The sequence below is a fragment of the Rhodococcus quanlei genome (assembly GCF_055231015.1).
Genome location: NZ_JBUYWD010000025.1, coordinates 1 through 19,592, shown reverse-complemented (window position 1 = coordinate 19,592; position 19,592 = coordinate 1). Strand labels below are relative to the sequence as shown.

Annotated in this window: 17 protein-coding genes; 14 read left to right on the top strand and 3 right to left on the bottom strand. The window is 64.2% G+C overall.

The window, feature by feature from the left end:
- Positions 1-19 precede the first annotated feature (19 nt).
- The 12 genes from pheT (at position 20) to ACZI8Q_RS17880 (ending at position 14,957) form a co-directional block, all read left to right on the top strand.
- On the top strand, positions 20-2,509 hold the full coding sequence (pheT, locus tag ACZI8Q_RS17935) for a phenylalanine--tRNA ligase subunit beta (protein ID WP_463374925.1): 2,490 nt from the start codon (positions 20-22) through the stop codon (positions 2,507-2,509).
- 60 nt (positions 2,510-2,569) lie between these two features.
- Positions 2,570-2,986 carry a hypothetical protein gene (locus ACZI8Q_RS17930; protein ID WP_463374924.1) on the top strand — a complete coding sequence of 139 codons (417 nt, stop codon included), beginning with the start codon at positions 2,570-2,572 and terminating at the stop codon, positions 2,984-2,986.
- Between the two features lie 39 nt (positions 2,987-3,025).
- Positions 3,026-4,081 (top strand): N-acetyl-gamma-glutamyl-phosphate reductase, encoded by a 1,056-nt coding sequence (argC, locus tag ACZI8Q_RS17925; RefSeq protein ID WP_463374923.1) that lies wholly within the window; start codon positions 3,026-3,028, stop codon positions 4,079-4,081.
- 29 nt (positions 4,082-4,110) lie between these two features.
- Complete coding sequence (argJ, locus tag ACZI8Q_RS17920; RefSeq protein ID WP_463375006.1) at positions 4,111-5,313, top strand: bifunctional glutamate N-acetyltransferase/amino-acid acetyltransferase ArgJ; 1,203 nt, start codon at positions 4,111-4,113, stop codon at positions 5,311-5,313.
- A complete protein-coding gene (gene argB / locus ACZI8Q_RS17915; RefSeq protein WP_463374922.1) occupies positions 5,310-6,221 on the top strand; it encodes an acetylglutamate kinase in 912 nt (303 codons plus the stop codon). Before argJ ends, argB begins: the two co-directional genes overlap by 4 nt.
- Positions 6,218-7,414 (top strand): acetylornithine transaminase, encoded by a 1,197-nt coding sequence (locus tag ACZI8Q_RS17910; RefSeq protein WP_463374921.1) that lies wholly within the window; start codon positions 6,218-6,220, stop codon positions 7,412-7,414. Before argB ends, ACZI8Q_RS17910 begins: the two co-directional genes overlap by 4 nt.
- Entirely contained in the window at positions 7,411-8,358 is a 948-nt protein-coding gene (gene argF, locus ACZI8Q_RS17905; protein ID WP_463374920.1) for an ornithine carbamoyltransferase, read from the top strand. The genes ACZI8Q_RS17910 and argF overlap by 4 nt, the downstream gene beginning before the upstream one ends.
- Positions 8,355-8,885 (top strand): arginine repressor, encoded by a 531-nt coding sequence (locus ACZI8Q_RS17900; RefSeq protein ID WP_463374919.1) that lies wholly within the window; start codon positions 8,355-8,357, stop codon positions 8,883-8,885. The genes argF and ACZI8Q_RS17900 overlap by 4 nt, the downstream gene beginning before the upstream one ends.
- A gap of 62 nt (positions 8,886-8,947) precedes the next feature.
- The gene (locus ACZI8Q_RS17895) at positions 8,948-10,147 is read left to right on the top strand and encodes an argininosuccinate synthase (RefSeq protein ID WP_463374918.1); all 1,200 of its coding nucleotides are present in this window, start codon (positions 8,948-8,950) and stop codon (positions 10,145-10,147) included.
- Positions 10,148-10,149: 2 nt separating this feature from the next.
- Positions 10,150-11,598, top strand: coding sequence for an argininosuccinate lyase (gene argH, locus ACZI8Q_RS17890; RefSeq protein WP_463374917.1), 1,449 nt, complete (start codon positions 10,150-10,152; stop codon positions 11,596-11,598).
- 70 nt (positions 11,599-11,668) lie between these two features.
- Positions 11,669-14,704: an acyl-CoA synthetase gene (locus ACZI8Q_RS17885; protein ID WP_463374916.1), complete on the top strand. Its 3,036-nt coding sequence runs from the start codon at positions 11,669-11,671 to the stop codon at positions 14,702-14,704.
- Positions 14,705-14,741: 37 nt separating this feature from the next.
- Positions 14,742-14,957: a Trm112 family protein gene (locus ACZI8Q_RS17880; RefSeq protein WP_463374915.1), complete on the top strand. Its 216-nt coding sequence runs from the start codon at positions 14,742-14,744 to the stop codon at positions 14,955-14,957.
- A gap of 18 nt (positions 14,958-14,975) precedes the next feature.
- Here ACZI8Q_RS17880 and ACZI8Q_RS17875 read toward each other — a convergent pair whose 3' ends face one another.
- The 3 genes from ACZI8Q_RS17875 to ACZI8Q_RS17865 are packed head-to-tail and all read right to left on the bottom strand — an operon-like array spanning position 14,976 to position 17,113.
- Entirely contained in the window at positions 14,976-15,602 is a 627-nt protein-coding gene (locus ACZI8Q_RS17875) for a TetR/AcrR family transcriptional regulator (RefSeq protein ID WP_463374914.1), read from the bottom strand.
- Between the two features lie 8 nt (positions 15,603-15,610).
- Entirely contained in the window at positions 15,611-16,366 is a 756-nt protein-coding gene (locus ACZI8Q_RS17870) for an ABC transporter permease (protein WP_463374913.1), read from the bottom strand.
- 6 nt (positions 16,367-16,372) lie between these two features.
- Complete coding sequence (locus ACZI8Q_RS17865) at positions 16,373-17,113, bottom strand: ABC transporter ATP-binding protein (RefSeq protein ID WP_463374912.1); 741 nt, start codon at positions 17,111-17,113, stop codon at positions 16,373-16,375.
- An 87-nt stretch (positions 17,114-17,200) separates the two neighbouring features.
- Here ACZI8Q_RS17865 and ACZI8Q_RS17860 point away from each other — a divergent pair, with 87 nt between their 5' ends.
- Together ACZI8Q_RS17860 and tyrS are read left to right on the top strand one after the other, a co-directional pair.
- Positions 17,201-17,839 (top strand): DNA-3-methyladenine glycosylase, encoded by a 639-nt coding sequence (locus ACZI8Q_RS17860; protein ID WP_463374911.1) that lies wholly within the window; start codon positions 17,201-17,203, stop codon positions 17,837-17,839.
- Positions 17,840-17,847: 8 nt separating this feature from the next.
- Positions 17,848-19,125, top strand: a complete 1,278-nt coding sequence (tyrS, locus tag ACZI8Q_RS17855; protein WP_463374910.1) for a tyrosine--tRNA ligase — start codon at positions 17,848-17,850, stop codon at positions 19,123-19,125.
- Positions 19,126-19,592 lie beyond the last annotated feature (467 nt).

Here is a 19,592-nt window from a genome sequence, read left to right as displayed (position 1 = left end):
ACGAGAGAGCTGAGCAGACGTGCGAGTAGCGCAATCCTGGCTGACCGAGATCCTGCAGCGGGCCACCCCGGGCTGGTCTGTCACGGCAGAGGAACTGGACGCCGGATTCGTCCGGGTCGGTCTCGAAGTCGAAGAAGTCGACAATCTCGAGCAGGTCGACGGACCGCTCGTCGTCGGCAGAGTCCAGGAGATCACCGAGCTCACCGAGTTCAAGAAACCCATTCGCTACTGTCAGGTCGATGTGGGCGTGGCCGAGCCGCAGGGGATCGTCTGTGGCGCTCGCAACTTCGCCGAGGGCGACTTGGTCGTGGTAGCGCTACCCGGCGCGGTGCTACCGGGCGGTTTCGCGATCGCGTCGCGCAAGACGTACGGCAAGATCTCGGACGGAATGATCTGTTCTGTCGCGGAACTCGGTATCGGCAAAGACCATTCCGGCATCCTCGTGCTCGAGCCGGGCACGGCAGAGCCCGGCGGTGACGCAAACGAGTTGATGGGTCTCGACGACACCGTCATCGAACTCAACATCACGCCGGACCGTGGATATTGCTTCTCGGTGCGCGGTCTCACGCGTGAACTGGCGTGTGGCTTCGATCTGGAGTTCGCCGATCCGGCTGATGTTCCCGCACTTCCGGACGACGGGCAGGGGTGGCCGGTTCGTGTCGAGAGTGAGTCGAATGCGACCCGCTTCGCCGCGCGGAAGGTGACGGGGATCGATCCCGCGGCGGTCAGCCCGTGGTGGCTACAGCGTCGTCTGCTCATGTCCGGGATTCGGCCCATCTCTCCGGCCGTCGACGTCACCAACTACGTGCTGCTCGAGCTGGGGCAGCCGTTGCACGCGTTCGATGCCGTCAAGTTGACGGGCGAACTCGTCGTGCGCCGTGCGACCGGGGGCGAGAAGCTGACCACCCTCGACGAGGCGGAACGCATCCTCGATGCAGAAGACGTCGTGATCGCCGATGATTCAGGGGTTATTTCCCTGGCCGGTGTGATGGGTGGAGCGAGCACCGAGGTCGGGCCGACCACGACGGATGTGCTGCTGGAAGCAGCCACGTGGGATCCGCTGGCGGTCTTCAAGACAGGGCGTCGTCACAAGCTTTCGAGTGAGGCTGCGAAGCGATTCGAGCGAGTGGTGGATCCGCAGATTCCGGTGGCAGCGCTGGACCGCGCAGCGACTTTGCTGGTGGAGATCGCGGGAGGACGCGTTGAATCCGCACTCACCGACGTGCGTTCCGAGGCACAGGGTTCTTCTCGCGAGATTCGCATGAGTGTGGACCTTCCCGGCCGCGTAGCAGGTGTGAATTATCCGGAAGGCACCGCAGAACGTCGCCTGGTGCAGGTCGGTTGCGTCGTGGAGGTCGAGGACGAGGGCAATGACGGTCAGTTGTCCGTGAACCCGCCGTCGTGGCGTCCGGACCTTACCCAGCCGGCCGATCTGGTCGAGGAAGTGCTGCGGCTCGAGGGCCTCGAGCAGATTCCGTCGATCCTTCCCGCAGCACCCGCCGGCCGTGGGCTCACACCCTCGCAACGACGGAAGCGTGCGGTGGGTCGTGCGCTCGCGCACGGCGGGTACGTCGAGGTTCTGCCTCCGGTATTCCTGCCTGCGGGCGTGTTCGACGTGTGGGGACTCGACGCCGACGATGCCCGACGGGTGACCAGCTCGGTGCTGAATCCGCTCGAGTCGGACCGCCCGGAATTGGCCACCACACTGCTGCCAGGGTTGCTCGAGGTGCTGGCCCGCAACGTTTCGCGTGGCCAGCGGGACGCATCTCTCTTCGGGATTGCACAGGTCGTGCTTCCCGGGCCGGAAACCAAGCCGGTTGATGCCCTTCCCGTCGATCGTCGACCGACGGACGAGCAGATATCCGAGCTGCTGGCATCGCTGCCGGACCAGCCCGTCCACGTCGGCGCGGTCTTGGCCGGTATGCGTGAACCCAGCGGCCCGTGGGGGCCGGGACGCGCCGCGGAAGCAGCGGATGCGTTCGCTGCGGCGCGAACGATCGCCGAGGCCGCGGGCGTCGACGTCGAACTACGCGCCGCCCAGTACCTGCCGTGGCATCCGGGCCGTTGCGCCGAGCTACTCGTCGACGATGTCGTCGTCGGACATGCGGGCGAACTACATCCGGCTGTTCTCGAACGCGCCGGTTTGCCCGCCCGCACGTGTGCGGTGGAAATCGACCTGGATGCGTTGCCTCTGGCGGAACGGTTGCCTGCCCCACAGGTGTCACCGTTCCCGGCTGTTCTGCAAGATGTGGCGGTCGTCGTCGATCAACCTGTCCCCGTGGCCGATGTCGAGGCGGCACTGCGTAGCGGCGGTGGTGAGCTGCTCGAGGATGTGCGATTGTTCGACGTATTCGAGGGCGAGCAGGTCGGCGAGGGTCGTAAGTCGCTCGCGTTCGCGTTGCGATTCCGCGGCTACGATCGCACCCTCACCGAAGACGAAGCATCCGCGGCACGCGACGCGGCCGTCGCAGCGGCGACTACGGCAGTCGGTGCCGAACTGAGGAGCTGACCGGCTGGGTTCACGGAACGTAGTCTGGACGGACGGGTAGCGATCGGTAGGAGCAGTGCGATGGTCGAGGTGAACGAAGTTGTGGCGGCAGCGTCGCAACTGAACGACGCCGAGTTCCTCGAGGTGGTTCGCGCAGTGGCAGCGGATCGACCCGGTCTCTCGTCGCTCCGTACCGCCGCGAGCGGAGGCGAACGTGTGCCGACGCCGCCGATCGACTTCGCGGGCACAGCGCCCCATGCAGGTGTCTCGGGTGCAGCCGTGCCGAGTTCTTCTGTGGAACCCGACTACACGGCAGGTGGCGTCCCTACTTTCGACTCGGTGCGGGACAAGATCGAGCACAGGGTGGGCAGCGCATCCGGTGCCGAGGAACTCGACCACGAGAGCGCGTCGGGTCGATCGGTGGAGGAGCAGTGGGCGGCGCGGGAGAAGGCCGGCAAGGCGCGATTGGACGAGATCAGACGATCGCTCGGCACCTGATGGATGAATTAGTTTGCATTATGATGCATAATAAGTCCTATGACTGAGCAATTGGGCAAACAGATCAAGGTCGCCGTTGCCGGAGCCAGTGGCTATGCCGGTGGAGAGGTGCTTCGCCTGTTGCTGAATCACCCCTCCTATCTCGACGGTTCCATCGTGATCGGTGCGCTCACCGCAGGCGGTAACGCGGGTGCCACCCTCGCGTCGCAGCATCCACACCTGTTGCCGCTCGGAGACCGTGTCCTCGAGGAGACATCCGTAGAGACACTGTCAGGTCATGACGTGGTGTTTCTCGGCCTGCCGCACGGTAACTCTGCCCGGTACGCACAAGCGCTACCGGCAGAGACGGTGATCATCGACTGTGGTGCAGACTTCCGACTTTCGGATGCGGCGGACTGGGAAAAGTTCTACAAGAGCGAGCATGCCGGTACCTGGCCGTACGGCCTTCCCGAACTGCCCGGTGCGCGGGAAAAGTTGCAGGGCGCAAAGCGCATCGCGGTTCCGGGCTGCTTCCCGACGGTCTCCACGCTGGCGATGGCCCCCGCCGTCGTGGCCGGTGTCGTCGAGCCGCGAGTCACGATCGTTGCGGTCACGGGTGCGTCGGGTGCCGGCCGCGCACCGAAGCCGGACCTCCTGGGCGCGGAAGTGATGGGGTCGGTGCGCGCTTACGGTGTCGGCGGCATCCACCGCCATACTCCGGAGATCATCCAGAATCTCTCGGCTCTCGCCGGCCAGAAAGTCTCCGTCTCGTTCACTCCGGTGTTGGCTCCTATGCCGCGCGGGATCCTCGCGACGTGCACAGCCGTGACCTCCGCATCGGAGGACGAGGTGCGCGCGATCTACGAGAAGGCGTATGCGGACGAACCGTTCGTGCATGTGCTGCCGACCGGTGTGCTGCCACAGACCGGTGCGGTCATCGGATCCAATGCAATCCAGATGTCCGTGACGGTCGACGCCGACGCCGGCCAGCTCGTGGTCGTCGCAGCGATCGACAACCTCGCGAAGGGCACCGCCGGCGCCGCGGTGCAATCGATGAATCTTGTCCTTGGACTACCGGAGACCACCGGTCTCTCGACTGTGGGAGTTGCCCCGTGACCACCGAAGCTCGCAGCGATGTTCGGAACCTGCCGTACGGCAAGCTGCTCCGAAACCAGGGCATCACCGCACCCTCCGGGTTCCGGGCGGCCGGAATCCCAGCAGGGATCAAAGCGAACGGCAATCCCGACCTCGCGCTCGTGTTCAACGAAGGCCCGGATCTGGCAGCTGCCGGCGTGTTCACCACCAACAAGGTGAAGGCGGCGCCGGTACTGTGGTCGCAGCAGGCGTTGACGACGGGGCGGTTGCGTTCGGTGGTCCTCAATTCCGGCGGCGCCAACGCTTGTACCGGGGCACCTGGATTTCAGGACACCCACACGACCGCCGAAGAAGTGGCATCCGCGTTGAGCAACTGGGGCACCGACACCGGTGCCGTGGAAGTTGCCGTCTGCTCGACAGGGCTGATCGGTGACCGGCTGCCGATGGACAAACTCCTTCCCGGAGTCACCGAGATCGTGCACGAACTTGCGGGTGGAATCAGCGGCGGCACCGATGCTGCCTACGCGATCATGACCACCGACACGGTGCCCAAACAGGTTGCGCTGCATCACGACGGCAAGTGGAACGTCGGCGGTATGGCCAAGGGAGCGGGCATGCTCGCGCCCGCACTGGCGACCATGCTCTGTGTGGTGACGACCGATGCGGTGGCAACGGCCGCACAGTTGGACGAGGCGTTGCGGGCGGCGACGCGTGTCACGTTCGACCGACTCGACGTCGATGGTGCCACGTCCACCAACGACACCGTCCTGCTGCTGGCGTCCGGGGCGAGCAACGTCACACCCACACAGGACGAACTGAACGCAGCAGTGACGGCCGTCTGCGACGACCTCGCCGATCAATTGATGGCAGACGCGGAAGGGGTCACGAAGCGAATACGGGTGACCGTCGGCGGGGCCGCCAGCGAAGAGGACGCGCTGATCGCGGCGCGCACGGTGGCGCGCGACAGCCTGGTGAAGACTGCGCTGTTCGGATCCGACCCCAACTGGGGCCGCGTGCTGGCCGCGGTCGGCATCGCGCCGGTCGCACTCGACCCGGACAAGATCTCGGTGTCGTTCAACGGAAATCCGGTATGTATCGACGGCGTGGGAGCTCCCGGTGCCAGGGAGGTCGACCTGTCCGGCATCGACATCGAACTGAACATCGACCTGGCTGTCGGTGAGCACGAGGTCTCCATCCGAACCACGGATCTGTCTCATGCGTACGTCGAAGAGAACTCGGCGTACTCGTCATGACACTTCCGGGAATCGACGATCACCAGAAGGCTCACGTGCTGGCCGAGGCGCTGCCGTGGCTTCAGCAGTTCCGCGACAAGGTGGTGGTGGTCAAGTACGGCGGAAACGCCATGGTGGATGACGAGTTGAAGGTCGCCTTCGCCGCGGACATGGCTTTTCTGCGAACGGTGGGAATTCATCCGGTCGTCGTGCACGGCGGCGGACCACAGATCAACGCGATGCTTGCCCGACTGGGGATGGAGGGCGAGTTCAAGGGCGGTTTCCGGGTCACCACACCCGAAGTCATGGACGTCGTGCGAATGGTCTTGTTCGGGCAGGTCGGTCGTGAACTCGTCGGATTGATCAACGCTCATGGGCCGTATGCCGTCGGAATTTCCGGTGAGGATGCGCACCTTTTCCGGGCCACCAGACGCACAGTGATGGTGGACGGGGCGCACGCCGACATCGGCCTGGTGGGCGATGTGACCACAGTCAATCCGGAGGCGGTGCTGGATCTCATTGCGGCAGGACGGATTCCGGTCGTCTCGACGATCGCCCCCGACGCCGACGGTGTCGTCCACAACATCAATGCCGATACGGCTGCTGCGGCACTCGCCGAGTCGATCGGCGCCGAGAAGCTCGTCGTGCTCACCGATGTCGAGGGTCTGTATACGGACTGGCCGGACCGTACTTCGCTGGCCACCGAGATCGACGCGGACGCGCTGGCACAGCTCCTGCCGTCGTTGGACTCGGGGATGGTTCCGAAGATGGAAGCCTGCCTGCGGGCCGTACGGGGCGGCGTGCCCACAGCGCACGTGATCGACGGTCGTGTCGCGCACTCTGTCCTGCTCGAAATGTTCACTGGGGAAGGTATCGGCACCATGGTCACACCGTCTGCCGCTCACACATCGGAGGGGAATCAGTCATGACCGGTACACCAGAACTTCAGCAACGGTGGTCCAACTCGTTGATGAACACCTATGGTGTTCCCCGGGTGGCACTTGCGCAGGGTGAAGGCGCCGTCGTCACGGATGCGGACGGTCGCTGTTTCGTCGATCTACTGGCAGGCATTGCGGTCAACATCCTCGGGCACGCCCATCCCGCGATCATCGAAGCGGTGACCGCACAGCTCGGAACACTCGGGCACGTCTCGAACCTGTACGCGAGTGAGCCTGCGGTGGAGCTGGCGGAGAAACTCCTGTCCCATCTCGGCGCATCCGGACGAGTTTTCCTGTGCAACTCGGGAACCGAGGCGAACGAAGCGGCATTCAAACTCGCTCGCGCAACGGGCCGGAGAAAGATCATCGCCGCACACAATTCCTTCCACGGTCGGACGATGGGTGCGCTGGCGCTCACCGGTCAACCCGCGAAGCGGGCGCCGTTCGAGCCCATGCCCGACGGCGTCGAGTTCGTTCCGTACGGCGACGTCGATGCTCTGGCCAAGGCCATCGATTCCGACACGGCCGCGGTGTTTCTCGAACCGATCATGGGGGAGGGCGGGGTCGTCGTTCCACCCGAGGGGTACCTGGCCGCTGCGCGAAAGATCACCTCGGACAACGGCGCCCTCCTCGTGCTCGACGAGGTCCAGACCGGTATCGGCCGGACCGGATGGTTCTATGCGCATCAGGCGGTCGGGATCGTTCCCGATGTCATGACGCTTGCCAAGGGGCTCGGCGGCGGAATGCCGATCGGCGCATGTGTGGCCACCGGTGCCGCTGCCGATCTGTTCGGTCCCGGCAAGCACGGTACGACTTTCGGTGGCAATCCAGTGTGTGCAGCCGCAGCTCTCGCCGTGCTGAAGACGGTTGCCGAAGACGATCTGGTGTCGCGCGCGGACACGTTGGGCAAGAACATCGTCACGGACATCGAAGCGCTCCGGCATCCTCTCGTCGACCACGTTCGGGGTGCGGGACTGCTCTTGGGCATCGTATTGACGCGAGATATCGCACCTGCGGTGGAGAGCGCCGCGCGAGACGCGGGCTATCTCGTCAACGCTGCACAACCCGGGGTGATCCGACTGGCGCCGCCGCTCGTGCTGACCGACCGGCAAGCGGAGAGTTTCGTCGAAGCACTACCCGCAATTCTCGATTCGGCACTATCGACCGAGCAGGGGGAGAAATGACAACGCCGGTGAAGCACTTTCTCAGGGACGACGACCTCACCCCTGATCAGCAGGCAGAAGTTCTCGAGATCGCCGCCGGACTCAAGGCAGCACCGTTCTCCGAACGGCCACTCGAGGGTCCCCGGGGTGTTGGCGTCATCTTCGAGAAGAACTCCACACGCACGCGGTTCTCGTTCGAGATCGGAATAGCGCAACTCGGTGGGCATGCCGTCGTCGTGGACGGTCAGAGCACCCAGTTGGGCAGGGAGGAAACCCTGCAGGACACCGGACGGGTGCTGTCGCGATATGTGGATGCGATCGTGTGGCGCACGTTCGGTCAGAAGCGTCTCGAAGCAATGGCAGAGGGTGCGAGCGTTCCGATCGTCAACGCGTTGTCCGACGAGTTCCACCCGTGCCAGGTGCTCGCAGACCTGCAGACGCTCGCCGAACGTAAGGGAAAGCTGGCGGGTCTGAAGCTCACCTACCTCGGCGACGGCGCGAACAACATGGCGCATTCGCTGATGCTGGGTGGAGTTACCGCGGGTATCCACGTGACCATTGCCAGCCCGCCCGGCTTCGAGCCGAAGCAGTGGGTGCTCGATGCGGCCACCGAACGCGCCGCGGAAACCGGCGCAACCGTCACCGTCACCAACGACCCCAGAGGTGGGGTTTCGGGTGCGGACGCCTTGGTCACCGACACCTGGACCTCGATGGGACAGGAGAACGACGGGCTCGACCGCGTCGGACCGTTCCGCCCGTTCCAGATCAATGAGGACCTGCTGGGGCTGGCGAAACCGGATGCCGTCGTCATGCACTGCCTGCCCGCTCACCGGGGCGAGGAGATCACCGACGCGGTCCTCGACGGACCGCAGAGCGTCGTGTGGGACGAAGCCGAGAACCGCCTGCATGCGCAGAAGGCATTGTTGGTGTGGGTACTCGCTGCGCAGTCCGCGGAGCGACGATGAGTTCCGGCCCGGGGGAGAAGGTGCGCGCGGTGGGGCCGCGCGCCGGCCGAGCCTCGGCTCCGACGCGGGCGGGTAGGCAGGCACGCATCATCGCTTTGTTGTCGGCGAACCCTGTTCGCAGTCAAACCGAGCTCGCCACGCTTCTGGCTGTCGAGGGCATCGAAGCTACCCAGGCCACGCTGTCGCGTGACCTGGAAGAACTCGGGGCGGTGAAGCTACGGGCAGCAGACGGCGGCGCCGGTGTGTACATGGTGCCGGAGGACGGCAGCCCGGTCCGCGGAGTGTCCGGCGGTACCGACCGTGTGTCGCGATTGCTCGGAGAGCTCCTCGTCTCCACGGACGGAAGTGGCAACCTCGCGGTGTTGAGAACACCGCCTGGAGCGGCTCACTATCTGGCCAGCGCACTGGATCGGGCATCATTACCTGACGTGGTGGGCACCATCGCGGGCGACGACACGATTCTCGTGGTGGCGCGCGAACCGATGACAGGCGCCGAACTCGCGACGATGATCGAATCACTCGCATGAGCGCGGACCTGTTCGACAATTGAATCTTTCTGTAGATCTTCAACCTAAGGAGCACAAACACCATGGCCGATCGCGTCGTACTCGCCTACTCGGGCGGGCTGGACACTTCCGTCGCCATCAGCTGGATCGGCAAGGAGACCGGCAAGGAAGTCGTTGCGGTCGCCATCGATCTCGGCCAGGGCGGCGAGGACATGGAGGTCGTGCGTCAGCGTGCCCTCGATTGCGGTGCTGTCGAGTCGGTGGTCGTCGACGCTCGTGACGAGTTCGCCGACGAGTACTGCCTGCCCACCATCCAGGCCAATGCGCTCTACATGGACCGTTACCCGCTGGTCTCCGCCATCAGTCGTCCGCTGATCGTCAAGCACATCGTCGAGGCGGCTCGCGCCCACGGCGGCACCGTCGTCTCTCACGGCTGCACCGGCAAGGGAAACGACCAGGTGCGGTTCGAGGTCGGCTTCGGAGCGCTCGCTCCCGATCTGGACGTCATCGCGCCGGTTCGCGACTACGCGTGGACACGCGAGAAGGCCATCGCCTTTGCCGAGGAGAACCAGATCCCGATCAACGTCTCCAAGAAGTCTCCGTTCTCGATCGATCAGAACGTCTGGGGACGTGCTGTGGAAACGGGATTCCTCGAGGATCTGTGGAACGCCCCGACCAAGGACGTCTACGACTACACGCAGGACCCAACGGTCAACTGGAACGCACCTGACGAGCTGATCATCAGCTTCGAGGCGGGCAAGCCCGTCGCGATCGACGGCAAGCCCGTCACGGTGCTCGAGGCGATCGAGGAGTTGAACCGGCGCGCGGGCGCTCAGGGTGTCGGCCGCCTGGACGTCGTCGAAGACCGTCTCGTCGGTATCAAGAGCCGCGAGATCTACGAGGCACCCGGCGCGATGGTGCTGATCACCGCGCACCAGGAACTCGAGCACGTCACCCTCGAGCGTGAGCTCGGTCGCTACAAGCGTCAGACCGAGCAGCGTTGGTCCGAGCTGGTCTACGACGGTCTGTGGTTCTCGCCTCTCAAGGATGCTCTGGACACCTTCGTCGCGAAGACTCAGGAGCGCGTCACCGGAGACATCCGCCTCCAGCTGCACGGAGGTGCCATCATCGTCAACGGCCGTCGCAGCGCGCAATCGCTGTACGACTTCAACCTGGCGACCTACGACGAGGGCGACAGCTTCAACCAGGCCGCCTCGAAGGGGTTCGTGGAGATCCACGGCCTGTCCTCGAAGGTTGCGGCGAAGCGCGATCTGGGCCTGTGAGCATGAGCTCGCAGGGCACGAACGAAGGCGCCCGGAAGCAGGGCGGTACCGTCGCGGGCGCGTTGTGGGGTGGCCGGTTCGAGTCCGGACCGGCCGTCGCCATGGCGGCGCTCAGCAAGTCGACACAATTCGACTGGGTTCTCGCGCCCTACGACATCCGTGCGTCCAAGGCCCACGCACGCGTCCTGCACAAGGCCGCTCTGCTGTCCGAGGACGATCTCGCGGCGATGCTCGACGGGCTCGACCGTCTTGCTGCCGATGTGGCGAGTGGCGCTTTCGCGCCGAGCGAGAGCGACGAGGACGTGCACGGCGCGCTCGAGCGTGGGTTGATCGATCGCGTCGGCGCAGAGGTCGGTGGCCGGTTGCGTGCGGGGCGTTCGCGCAACGACCAGGTGGCAACGTTGTTTCGGATGTGGCTGCGCGACGCGGTCCGTCGAGTGGCGGCGGGCATTCTGGATGTCGTCGATGCGCTGACCGCACAGGCGGCAGCGCACCCCGACGCCGTCATGCCGGGCAAGACGCACCTGCAGGCCGCGCAGCCCGTTCTCCTCGCCCATCATCTGTTGGCACACACACATCCGCTCTTGCGCGACGTTGCGCGACTGCGCGATTTCGACGCTCGTGCGGCGGTGTCACCGTACGGCGCGGGCGCTTTGGCGGGTTCATCCCTGGGGCTGGACCCGGAGGCGATCGCGGCCGAGCTGAACTTCGACTCCTCGGCCGAGAACTCGATCGACGCCACGTCATCGCGAGATTTCGCGGCGGAAGCGGCATTCGTGCTCGCACTCATCGGCGTGGATTTGTCCAGGATGGCCGAGGAGGTCATCTTGTGGAGCACTCCGGAGTTCGGATACGTCACTCTTGCGGACGCCTGGTCGACAGGTTCCTCGATCATGCCGCAGAAGAAGAATCCGGATGTTTCCGAGCTCACGCGAGGTAAGTCCGGGCGGCTGATCGGAAACCTCACGGGCCTGTTGGCGACGTTGAAGGCGCAGCCGCTCGCCTACAATCGCGATCTCCAAGAGGACAAGGAGCCGGTATTCGATTCGGTTGCCCAGCTCGAGTTGCTGCTCCCCGCGATAGCGGGGCTGGTCGGCACACTCGAGTTCCATACCGGTCGGATGGCGCAGTTGGCCCCCGCAGGCTTCACCCTCGCAACCGACATCGCGGAGTGGCTCGTGCGCCAAGGCGTTCCGTTCCGCGTGGCCCATGAGGCCGCAGGCGCGTGCGTACGGGTCGCCGAAGCTCGTGGAGTCGGCCTTGCCGACCTGACCGACGACGAACTCGCGGAGGTCGATCGGGCCCTGACCCCACAGGTTCGGGAAGTGTTGACGGTGGAAGGCTCTATCGCGTCCCGTGACGCCCGGGGTGGCACGGCCGGTATTCGTGTAGCCGAACAGTTGGGCCGGGTACAGGAACTCGCTCGTGAATTGCGGGTGTGGACGGACTGAAGTCGGCTTGCCGAGGGGGTGCCTGCGGTACCGGTAGGGCGCGAAGTACTGTAAGGGCAGAGTCAGGTGAATGAGATGTACGTCACATCTCTTTGAGGCTGGGAGCGTATTCGTGGGACTGAGCACAGAGTCCGTGATGGGGCCGATTCGCAGAGTGGTGGCTACGGCCCAGAACGGACTGGAAGTGGTTCGCCTCGGGGGGTTGGAAACCGATTCGACGACATCGCCGTTCGAGATCGTCGAGCGGGCGCCGATGTATCGCCTGCGCCGGTACTTCCCGGATACGCCGCCGGACGAACTCGGCCCGCCCATCGTGCTGATTCCGCCGATGATGATGTCGGCTGATGTGTACGACGTCACTCGCGACCAGGGTGCGGTCGGGATTCTGCACAACATGGGACTCGACCCGTGGGTCGTGGACTTCGGTTCACCCGACTCCGAGGAAGGTGGCTGGGACCGTAATCTGGCCGACCACATCGTCGCCGTCAGCGACATCGTCGATCTGGTGCGGTCGCATACCGGCCGAGACGTGCACCTGTCGGGTTACTCGCAGGGCGGCATGTTCGCCTACCAGGCGGCCGCCTACCGCAGGAGCCGCAACCTCGCCAGCCTGGTGACCTTCGGCAGCCCCGTGGACACATTGGCGGGGTTGCCTTTCGGTATCCCCGCGGAGGTTGCGACGAAGGGTGCCGACTTCCTCGCCGATCACGTTTTCAACCGACTTGCCGTGTCGGGCTGGATGGCCCGGTACGGGTTCCAGCTTCTGGATCCGGTGAAGACATTGAAATCGCGAGTCGATTTCCTCATGCAACTGCACGACCGTGAGGCGTTGTTGCCCCGTGAACAGCAACGCCGCTTCCTGGCGACGGAAGGGTGGGTGGCGTGGTCGGGCCCCGCTGTGGCAGAGCTTCTGAAACAGTTCATCGTCCACAATCGGATGCTGACCGGTGGTTTCGTCATCCAGGACCGCGTGGTTGCACTCGCGGAAATCAAGTGCCCGATTCTGGCATTCGTCGGTGAGGTCGACGACATCGGCCAGCCGTTGGCCGTCCGTGGTATCCGTCGGGCGGCTCCGCGCGCCGATGTGTACGAATCCTCTATGCGCGCTGGACATTTCGGGCTGGTGGTCGGATCGGCAGCAGCAGCCCACACGTGGCCCACGACAGGGGAATGGGTTCGCTGGACGGAGTCGGACACCTCCGCGCGGCCGGCCGGTATCGAACCGATGGGTTACGACGAGCACCACGGAAGCGAAACGGGTGTATCGATCAGTGACCGCATAGTGCACACGGTTGCATCCGTCGCCGAAGTCGGTGCGGGACTGGGTAAAGGGATCGGCGATTTCGCCGCGGGTGCGGTGCGTGGCACAGTCGAATTGTCGAGCGAGGCGACCCGGGCGTTGCCACGACTCGCCCGACTCGGACAGATCCAGCCACACACTCGAATTTCGTTGAGTCGGCTGGTCAACGAGCAACGGAAGAAGGCGCCGAACGGGGAGTTCTTCCTGTTCGACAACCGCGCTTACACGTTCGAGGCAGCGAACACCCGAATCGACAACGTCGTCCGCGGCCTGATCGATTCGAAGGTGAGACCGGCCGCCCGTATCGGCGTTCTGATGGAAACGCGGCCGAGCGCGCTCACTGCGATCGCCGCGTTGTCGCGAATCGGCGCCGTGTCAGTGCTGTTGGCGCCAGGAGCGAACCTCGACGCGGCCGTGGCTGCGGGTGGGGTGGAGCAGATCATTGCGGACCCGGATCACATCGATGATGCGGTGGGGACCGGGAAGCAGGTGCTCGTCCTTGGTGGCGGCGACATCCGTAGTCTGGACGTCGACGACGAGCAGAAGGTGATCGATCTCGAGCAGATCGACCCGGAGGCGGTCCGTATACCTGGTTGGTACAGGCCGGATCCGGGACGGGCACGGGAGCTCGCCTTCATTCTCTTCACCGAGTCGAACGGCCGACTCGAACCCAAATACATCACGAACTACAGGTGGGCGCTGTCGGCGTTCGGAACGGCCTCGGCCGCGGACCTCGATCGCGGCGACACGGTGTACTGCCTTGCCCCGGTGCACCATCCGTCGACCTTGCTCGCTGCCATCGGTGGTGCCGTTGCCGGCGGATCGCGAATCGCCCTGTCGAAGGGGCTCGAACCCGAGCGGTTCGGCGAAGAGATTCATCGGTACGGGGTGACTGTGGTCAGTTACACGTGGACGATGCTGCGGGAAATTCTCGATGCAGACGTCCCTGCGCTCGACGACGCGCACCACCTGCGTCTGTTCATCGGTTCGGGCATGCCGCCGGGGTTGTGGCGCAGGACGATCGAGCGGTTCCCCTCGGCCAAGGTGCTCGAGTTCTACGCTTCGACCGAGGGCGACGTCGTTCTGGCGAACGTGGCGGGAGTCAAGATCGGATCCAAGGGTCGTCCGCTCCCGGGAAGTGCCGATGTCCGTATCGCAGCGTACGACCCCGTCGCGCGGCGTCTCCTCGAGGACGAGAACGGATTCGTTCGCGAGTGCGACGACGACGAGGTCGGTTTGTTGCTGGGGCGGGCGGGAATTCATTCGGAGCGTACGAACGATGCCATGCAAGGGATTTTTGCGGCCGGCGACGCCTGGATTCCGACCGAGAACTTGTTTCGGCGCGATGTCGATGGTGACTACTGGCTGGTCGACCACAAGCGCACGGTTATTCGGACAGGTCACGGGTCGGTGTACACGCAGCCGGTGGTCGATACGTTGGTTTCCGTGAATCGTATCGACCTGGCGGTGGTCTATGGGGTGCCGAACGGAAAGGTCGATCTGGCGGTCGCGGCGGTCACCTTGCGCGCGGGTCGTGCTCCCCGCCAGGCCGAAGTGGCGCACGCTCTCGACTCTTTGCCCGTCGAGCAACGACCGGACATCATCCACGTCGTCGAATCGATTCCGCTCGGACCGTCGTACCGACCGAGTGCGTCGGCGCTGCGCGAAGCGGGATTCCCCCAGCCGAGTGCGCGGACGTGGTATCTCGACCCGAAGACGTCCTGCTACAAGCGGATGACCAAGGCCGTGGCAGCCGAGATCGTCTCACCGACTGTGCTGGCATCCGTCCCCGGCGGCGCGCGGTAATCTGAACTCGCTCCCACACTTTCGAGAGGACCTTCACGTGGCGATCGATGCGACGTTGCTCGGTATTTTGGCGTGCCCGCAAGACAAGGGGCCGCTTCTGCTGATTGCTGACGAGATGCTCTACAACCCGCGACTGCGTCGTGCCTATCCGATCGAGAACGGTATTCCGGTACTGCTGATCGACGAGGCGCGGGACGTGGACGAGTCCGAGCACGAGGCATTGGTCGCGCGCGGGACGAGCGCCACCGAATAGAGAATGTCGCTCGGGGCGCTACGGGGTATGACCTTGCACGGGCAGTGGTCCGGTCAGATATCGCTGTAGTGTCGGGGCGATCAGGTCGACGAGCTCGTCGACGGGCACCCGCGCGAGGGGGTCGAGGTGCAATACATGACGGGCGGCCAGCAGCCCCATCAGCTGCGACGCGACGAGTTGGACTCGGATCGAGCCTGTGCCGGCGGGATGGTCGACGCGGGGCGCGACATCACGCAGCACCACCTGCAAGAGAAAGTTACGGATCAGTTCGACCTCCTCACCGGCCATAGCCGACCGGAAGAGCGCAATCACGGAATCGCGCTGCGGCGACTCCCATATGTTGAGTATCTGCCCGGCGATGGCAGCTCCCATCGATTCGGTGGGGGTCTGCCGGATCTGATCGAGTACGAGGTCCGGATTCACCGGCAGTTCTATGGAGGCTATGAAGAGCTGCCTTTTCGTTCCGAAGTAATGGTGCACCAGGGCCGCATCGACAGCCGCATCGTCGGCGACCGAGCGGATCGAAACCTTGTCGTACCCGTTCTGCGCGAACCGGATTCGTGCGGCGTCGAGAATCCGTGAACTCGTATCGGGATTACCCGGGCGCCGTCCGGTGCGGCGGCCGGGATCGTTGACACCAGACATCCGAGCTCCTAAGGCGTTCGGCGACGGAGGGTGGCCGCCGCGAGGCACAGGGCAACGACAGCGAAGGCCGCCACGATGGCCAGATCGCGCCACATGATCGCCGTGGCGCCCGGGTTCTGGGCGACCTCGCCGAGAGCGTCGACTGCATAGCTGAGTGGCACCACGTTGCTCGCCCATTCCAGCCACGTCGGAAGCTGGTCACGAGGGACGAGGAGTCCGCACAGAAACAGTTGGGGAATGACGATCACCGGCATGAACTGGACAGCTTGAAACTCGGTGCGGGCGAATGCGCTACACAGCAAGCCGAGAGCGACACCGAGTATCGCGACGACGATAGCGATCAGCACCACCCAACCGACGGCTCCGCGGGTGGAGAGACCGAGAAATCCGAACGAAACAGCACAGGCCAAGGCGGCCTGTGCCGCTGCGGTAGCGGAGAAGGCACTTGCGTAGCCGCCGAGCAGATCGAATTTGGCCAAGGGCGTGGTCAGCAACCGCTCGAGTGTGCCTGATGTGCGTTCGCGCTGCATCGCGATCGAGGTCACGAGAAACATGATCACGAACGGGATGATGCCGAGCATGGTGAGGGCGATTCGCGGGAAGAGTGGCTGGGTTCCGGGAGTGGTGGGCACGTTCTGGTACAGGAAGTACAGCAGGATCATCAGCAGGCTGGGGACGACGAGGATCATCGCGACAGTGCGGTGGTCGGAGCGCAGCTGTGTGAGTACCCGACCCGCAGTGGACACCAGGATTCTGGGATTCATCCTTCTTCACACCTCCTGCTGTGATGTGCGAACGTGCGATGTGCGAATGAGCGTAAGGAAGGCCTCTTCGAGGCGCGATTCGCCGGTCTGCTGGCGGAGTTCGTCGGGTGTGGGGTGTGCCAGCACGTGACCGTCGCGCATCAGGAGCAACGAATCGCAATGGTCGGCCTCGTCCATGACGTGACTGGAGATCAGCAGTGTGGTGCCGGACTTGGCGAGTTGTGTGAAGTATTCCCAAAGTTCGGAGCGTAGAACTGGGTCGAGACCCACTGTGGGTTCGTCCAGGACCAGCAATTCGGGTCCGGCGACCAGCGCGCACGCCAACGACACCCGACCCAACTGGCCTCCGGAAAGATCGGATGCGGCTTGTTTTGCGTTGGATACGAGTCCGACTGCCTCGATCGCGTGGTCGACATCCTTCTTGGGTACGCCATGCAGCGCACCGAAGTATCCGACGTTCTGCTGCACGGTCAGATCCGAGTAGACGCTGGGGGATTGGGTCACGTATCCGACGCGCTTGCGTAACGGGGGGCTGCCGGCGGGCCGGCCCAGCACGGTCACACTTCCGGATTCGACCATCTGTGTGCCCACCACACATCGCATCAGCGTGGTCTTTCCACATCCGGACGGTCCGAGCAGGCCGACGATCGAACCACGTGCGACTTCGACGTCTATTCCGTGCAGAACCGTCTTACCGCCGCGAACCACGTTGAGCTCACGAGTGCTGACTGCGGGTTTCGCGATCATGGCCGTCTCCATTCATCGTGTGATGAACTCATCGTACGGTGAATTGTGAGATGGCGAAAGGGGTCGGTCGAGAGCACAATCGCGATCGTGACGGTGGATTCTCTGACCGAAGTCGACGGGCCCGTGGCTGCGGCCCAGCGAGTGCTGGGTTCAGTGCTTCGCTTGCCGGGCGTCGCTCTCCGTATCGTCGAGGTCGAGGCGTACGGGGGAGAAGCGGATGGACCGTGGCCTGACCCTGCGTCGCACTCGTACCGGGGACTGACCCCACGGAACGCAGTGATGTTCGGCAAGGCCGGGTGCCTCTACGTCTATCGGAGCTACGGCATGCACTTCTGTATGAACGTCTCGTACGGGCCGGTCGGCCATTCCGGCGGAATCCTCCTGCGCGCCGGTGAGGTAATCGCGGGTGAGCCGATTGTCCGCGAACGGCGGGTGAGAACTGCTCTGTCTCACCAGCTTGCGCGAGGGCCCGGAAACTTCGGTTCGGCCGCCGGAATCGGCCTGGCCGACAACGGTGTGGATCTGTTCGACGAGTCGTCGCCGATTCGGCTCGAGTGGGAGGACGGCGACTCGGTCGGAGTCGACCGACGATGGGAATCCGGTCCACGGGTGGGTGTGAGCCGTGCGGCCGATCGCCCATGGAGATTGTGGATCGTGGGTTCGAAATCGGTGTCCGCATACCGCCGTAGCCCGCGAGCGACTTCGGATTCGATAGGGATGGGATGATCGAGCGCGTGAGTGAGAACATCATCGACGAATTCGACTGGCGTGGGCTGATTGCCCAATCAACCGACCTGGACTCGCTGCGTCGCGACCTCGACGCCGGGCCGGTCACTCTCTACGCGGGGTTCGACCCGACCGGTCCGAGCTTGCACGCTGGACATCTGGTTCCGCTCCTCGCTCTCAAGCGCTTCCAGCGGGCGGGGAACCGCCCGATCGTTCTGGCCGGTGGGGCCACCGGACTCATCGGCGATCCGCGTGATGTCGGGGAACGCACCATGAACTCGGCCGATACGGTCGCCGAATGGTCGGATCGGATTCGCGGACAGCTCGAGCGGTTCGTCGACTTCGACGATTCGCCGACAGGTGCCGTCATCGAGAACAACATGAACTGGACGGGACAGCTGTCGGCAGTCGACTTCCTACGTGAGATCGGCAAGCACTTTTCGGTCAACGTGATGTTGGCGCGCGATACCGTCAAGCGGCGCCTCGACGCCGACGGTATGTCGTACACCGAGTTCAGCTACATGCTGCTCCAGGCGAACGATTACCTACACCTACGCCGCGATCACGGTTGCGTACTACAGGTCGGCGGATCCGACCAGTGGGGAAACATCATTGCCGGCGTGGAACTGAACCGACGCGTCGACGGAGAGTCGGTTCACGCACTGACAGTTCCCTTGGTGACCGCTGCGGACGGGACGAAGTTCGGGAAGTCCACCGGCGGTGGCAGCCTGTGGCTCGATCCGGAGATGACGAGCCCGTATGCCTGGTACCAGTACTTCGTCAACACCGCCGACGCCGACGTGGTCAAGTACCTGCGGTGGTTCACCTTCCTGTCGAAGGACGAGCTCGCGGAGCTCGAGACTGCTACGGCAGAACGCCCGCAGGCTCGGGAGGCGCAACGCAGGCTCGCGTCGGAGATGACGACCCTCGTACACGGGGAGGCGAACACGCGCGCGGTCGAGCACGCCAGCAAGGCTTTGTTCGGGAGGGCCGAACTGCAAGAACTCGACGAGGCGACCTTGACTGCTGCGCTGCGGGAGGCGTCGGTCTCCGATGTCGCAGGTGGCGAGCCCTCGTCCATCGTGGATCTCCTGGTCGCCAGCGGCCTGTGCGCGAGCAAGGGTGCTGCCCGTCGCACGGTCAAGGAGGGCGGTGCTTATGTCAACAACGCGAAGGTCGCAGAAGAAGACTGGACACCCGGGGCGGACGACCTGCTGCATGGAAGCTGGCTGGTCATTCGGCGAGGAAAGCGCAACTTCGCCGGCATTCGCGTCGTGTCGGACTAGCGTGCTGCGGGTCACAATGATGTAATTCGAGGCGAGGCCCCGGTTCGGCCGCTGTTTCGTCGCATCGACCAGCGGATTCAACCAACCGGGGTGCGCCCACCTGGGGATTTGACGCTCCGTTATCCGTCGCGTAACTTATTTCAGGTCAGAGCGACACGGACACCAACTCCGACCGACAGGCCGGAGACACGAGGTTGGACGAAGGCGCATGACCCTACTGCAAGCGCGAAGTCATTCGCGGCTTTGCGGAAGGCCACACAGACGATTTGCTTCGAATGTGCGGAACGCTTTAAGCTAGAACGGTTGCCCCGATACTTCGGAAACATGTTTCCACGGTGTCGGTGTGTGCGTGTTCTTTGAGAACTCAACAGTGTGTCGATGAATGTCAGTGCCAAATGTTTTTGGCGCCTACCATTTTTGGTGGGTGTGACTGTTGGTTCATTTCATTCTTCCGTCTGGGATGGATT

Bases quoted from the DNA above. Each gene is read 5' to 3' on its own strand.
- ACZI8Q_RS17930 (WP_463374924.1), top strand. From the start codon at position 2,570: ATGGTCGAGGTGAACGAAGTTGTGGCGGCAGCGTCGCAACTGAACGAC.
- argC (WP_463374923.1), top strand. From the start codon at position 3,026: ATGACTGAGCAATTGGGCAAACAGATCAAGGTCGCCGTTGCCGGAGCC.
- argB (WP_463374922.1), top strand. From the start codon at position 5,310: ATGACACTTCCGGGAATCGACGATCACCAGAAGGCTCACGTGCTGGCC.
- ACZI8Q_RS17910 (WP_463374921.1), top strand. From the start codon at position 6,218: ATGACCGGTACACCAGAACTTCAGCAACGGTGGTCCAACTCGTTGATG.
- argF (WP_463374920.1), top strand. From the start codon at position 7,411: ATGACAACGCCGGTGAAGCACTTTCTCAGGGACGACGACCTCACCCCT.
- ACZI8Q_RS17900 (WP_463374919.1), top strand. From the start codon at position 8,355: ATGAGTTCCGGCCCGGGGGAGAAGGTGCGCGCGGTGGGGCCGCGCGCC.
- ACZI8Q_RS17895 (WP_463374918.1), top strand. From the start codon at position 8,948: ATGGCCGATCGCGTCGTACTCGCCTACTCGGGCGGGCTGGACACTTCC.
- argH (WP_463374917.1), top strand. From the start codon at position 10,150: ATGAGCTCGCAGGGCACGAACGAAGGCGCCCGGAAGCAGGGCGGTACC.
- ACZI8Q_RS17885 (WP_463374916.1), top strand. From the start codon at position 11,669: ATGAGATGTACGTCACATCTCTTTGAGGCTGGGAGCGTATTCGTGGGA.
- ACZI8Q_RS17875 (WP_463374914.1), bottom strand. From the start codon at position 15,602: ATGTCTGGTGTCAACGATCCCGGCCGCCGCACCGGACGGCGCCCGGGT.
- ACZI8Q_RS17870 (WP_463374913.1), bottom strand. From the start codon at position 16,366: ATGAATCCCAGAATCCTGGTGTCCACTGCGGGTCGGGTACTCACACAG.
- ACZI8Q_RS17865 (WP_463374912.1), bottom strand. From the start codon at position 17,113: ATGATCGCGAAACCCGCAGTCAGCACTCGTGAGCTCAACGTGGTTCGC.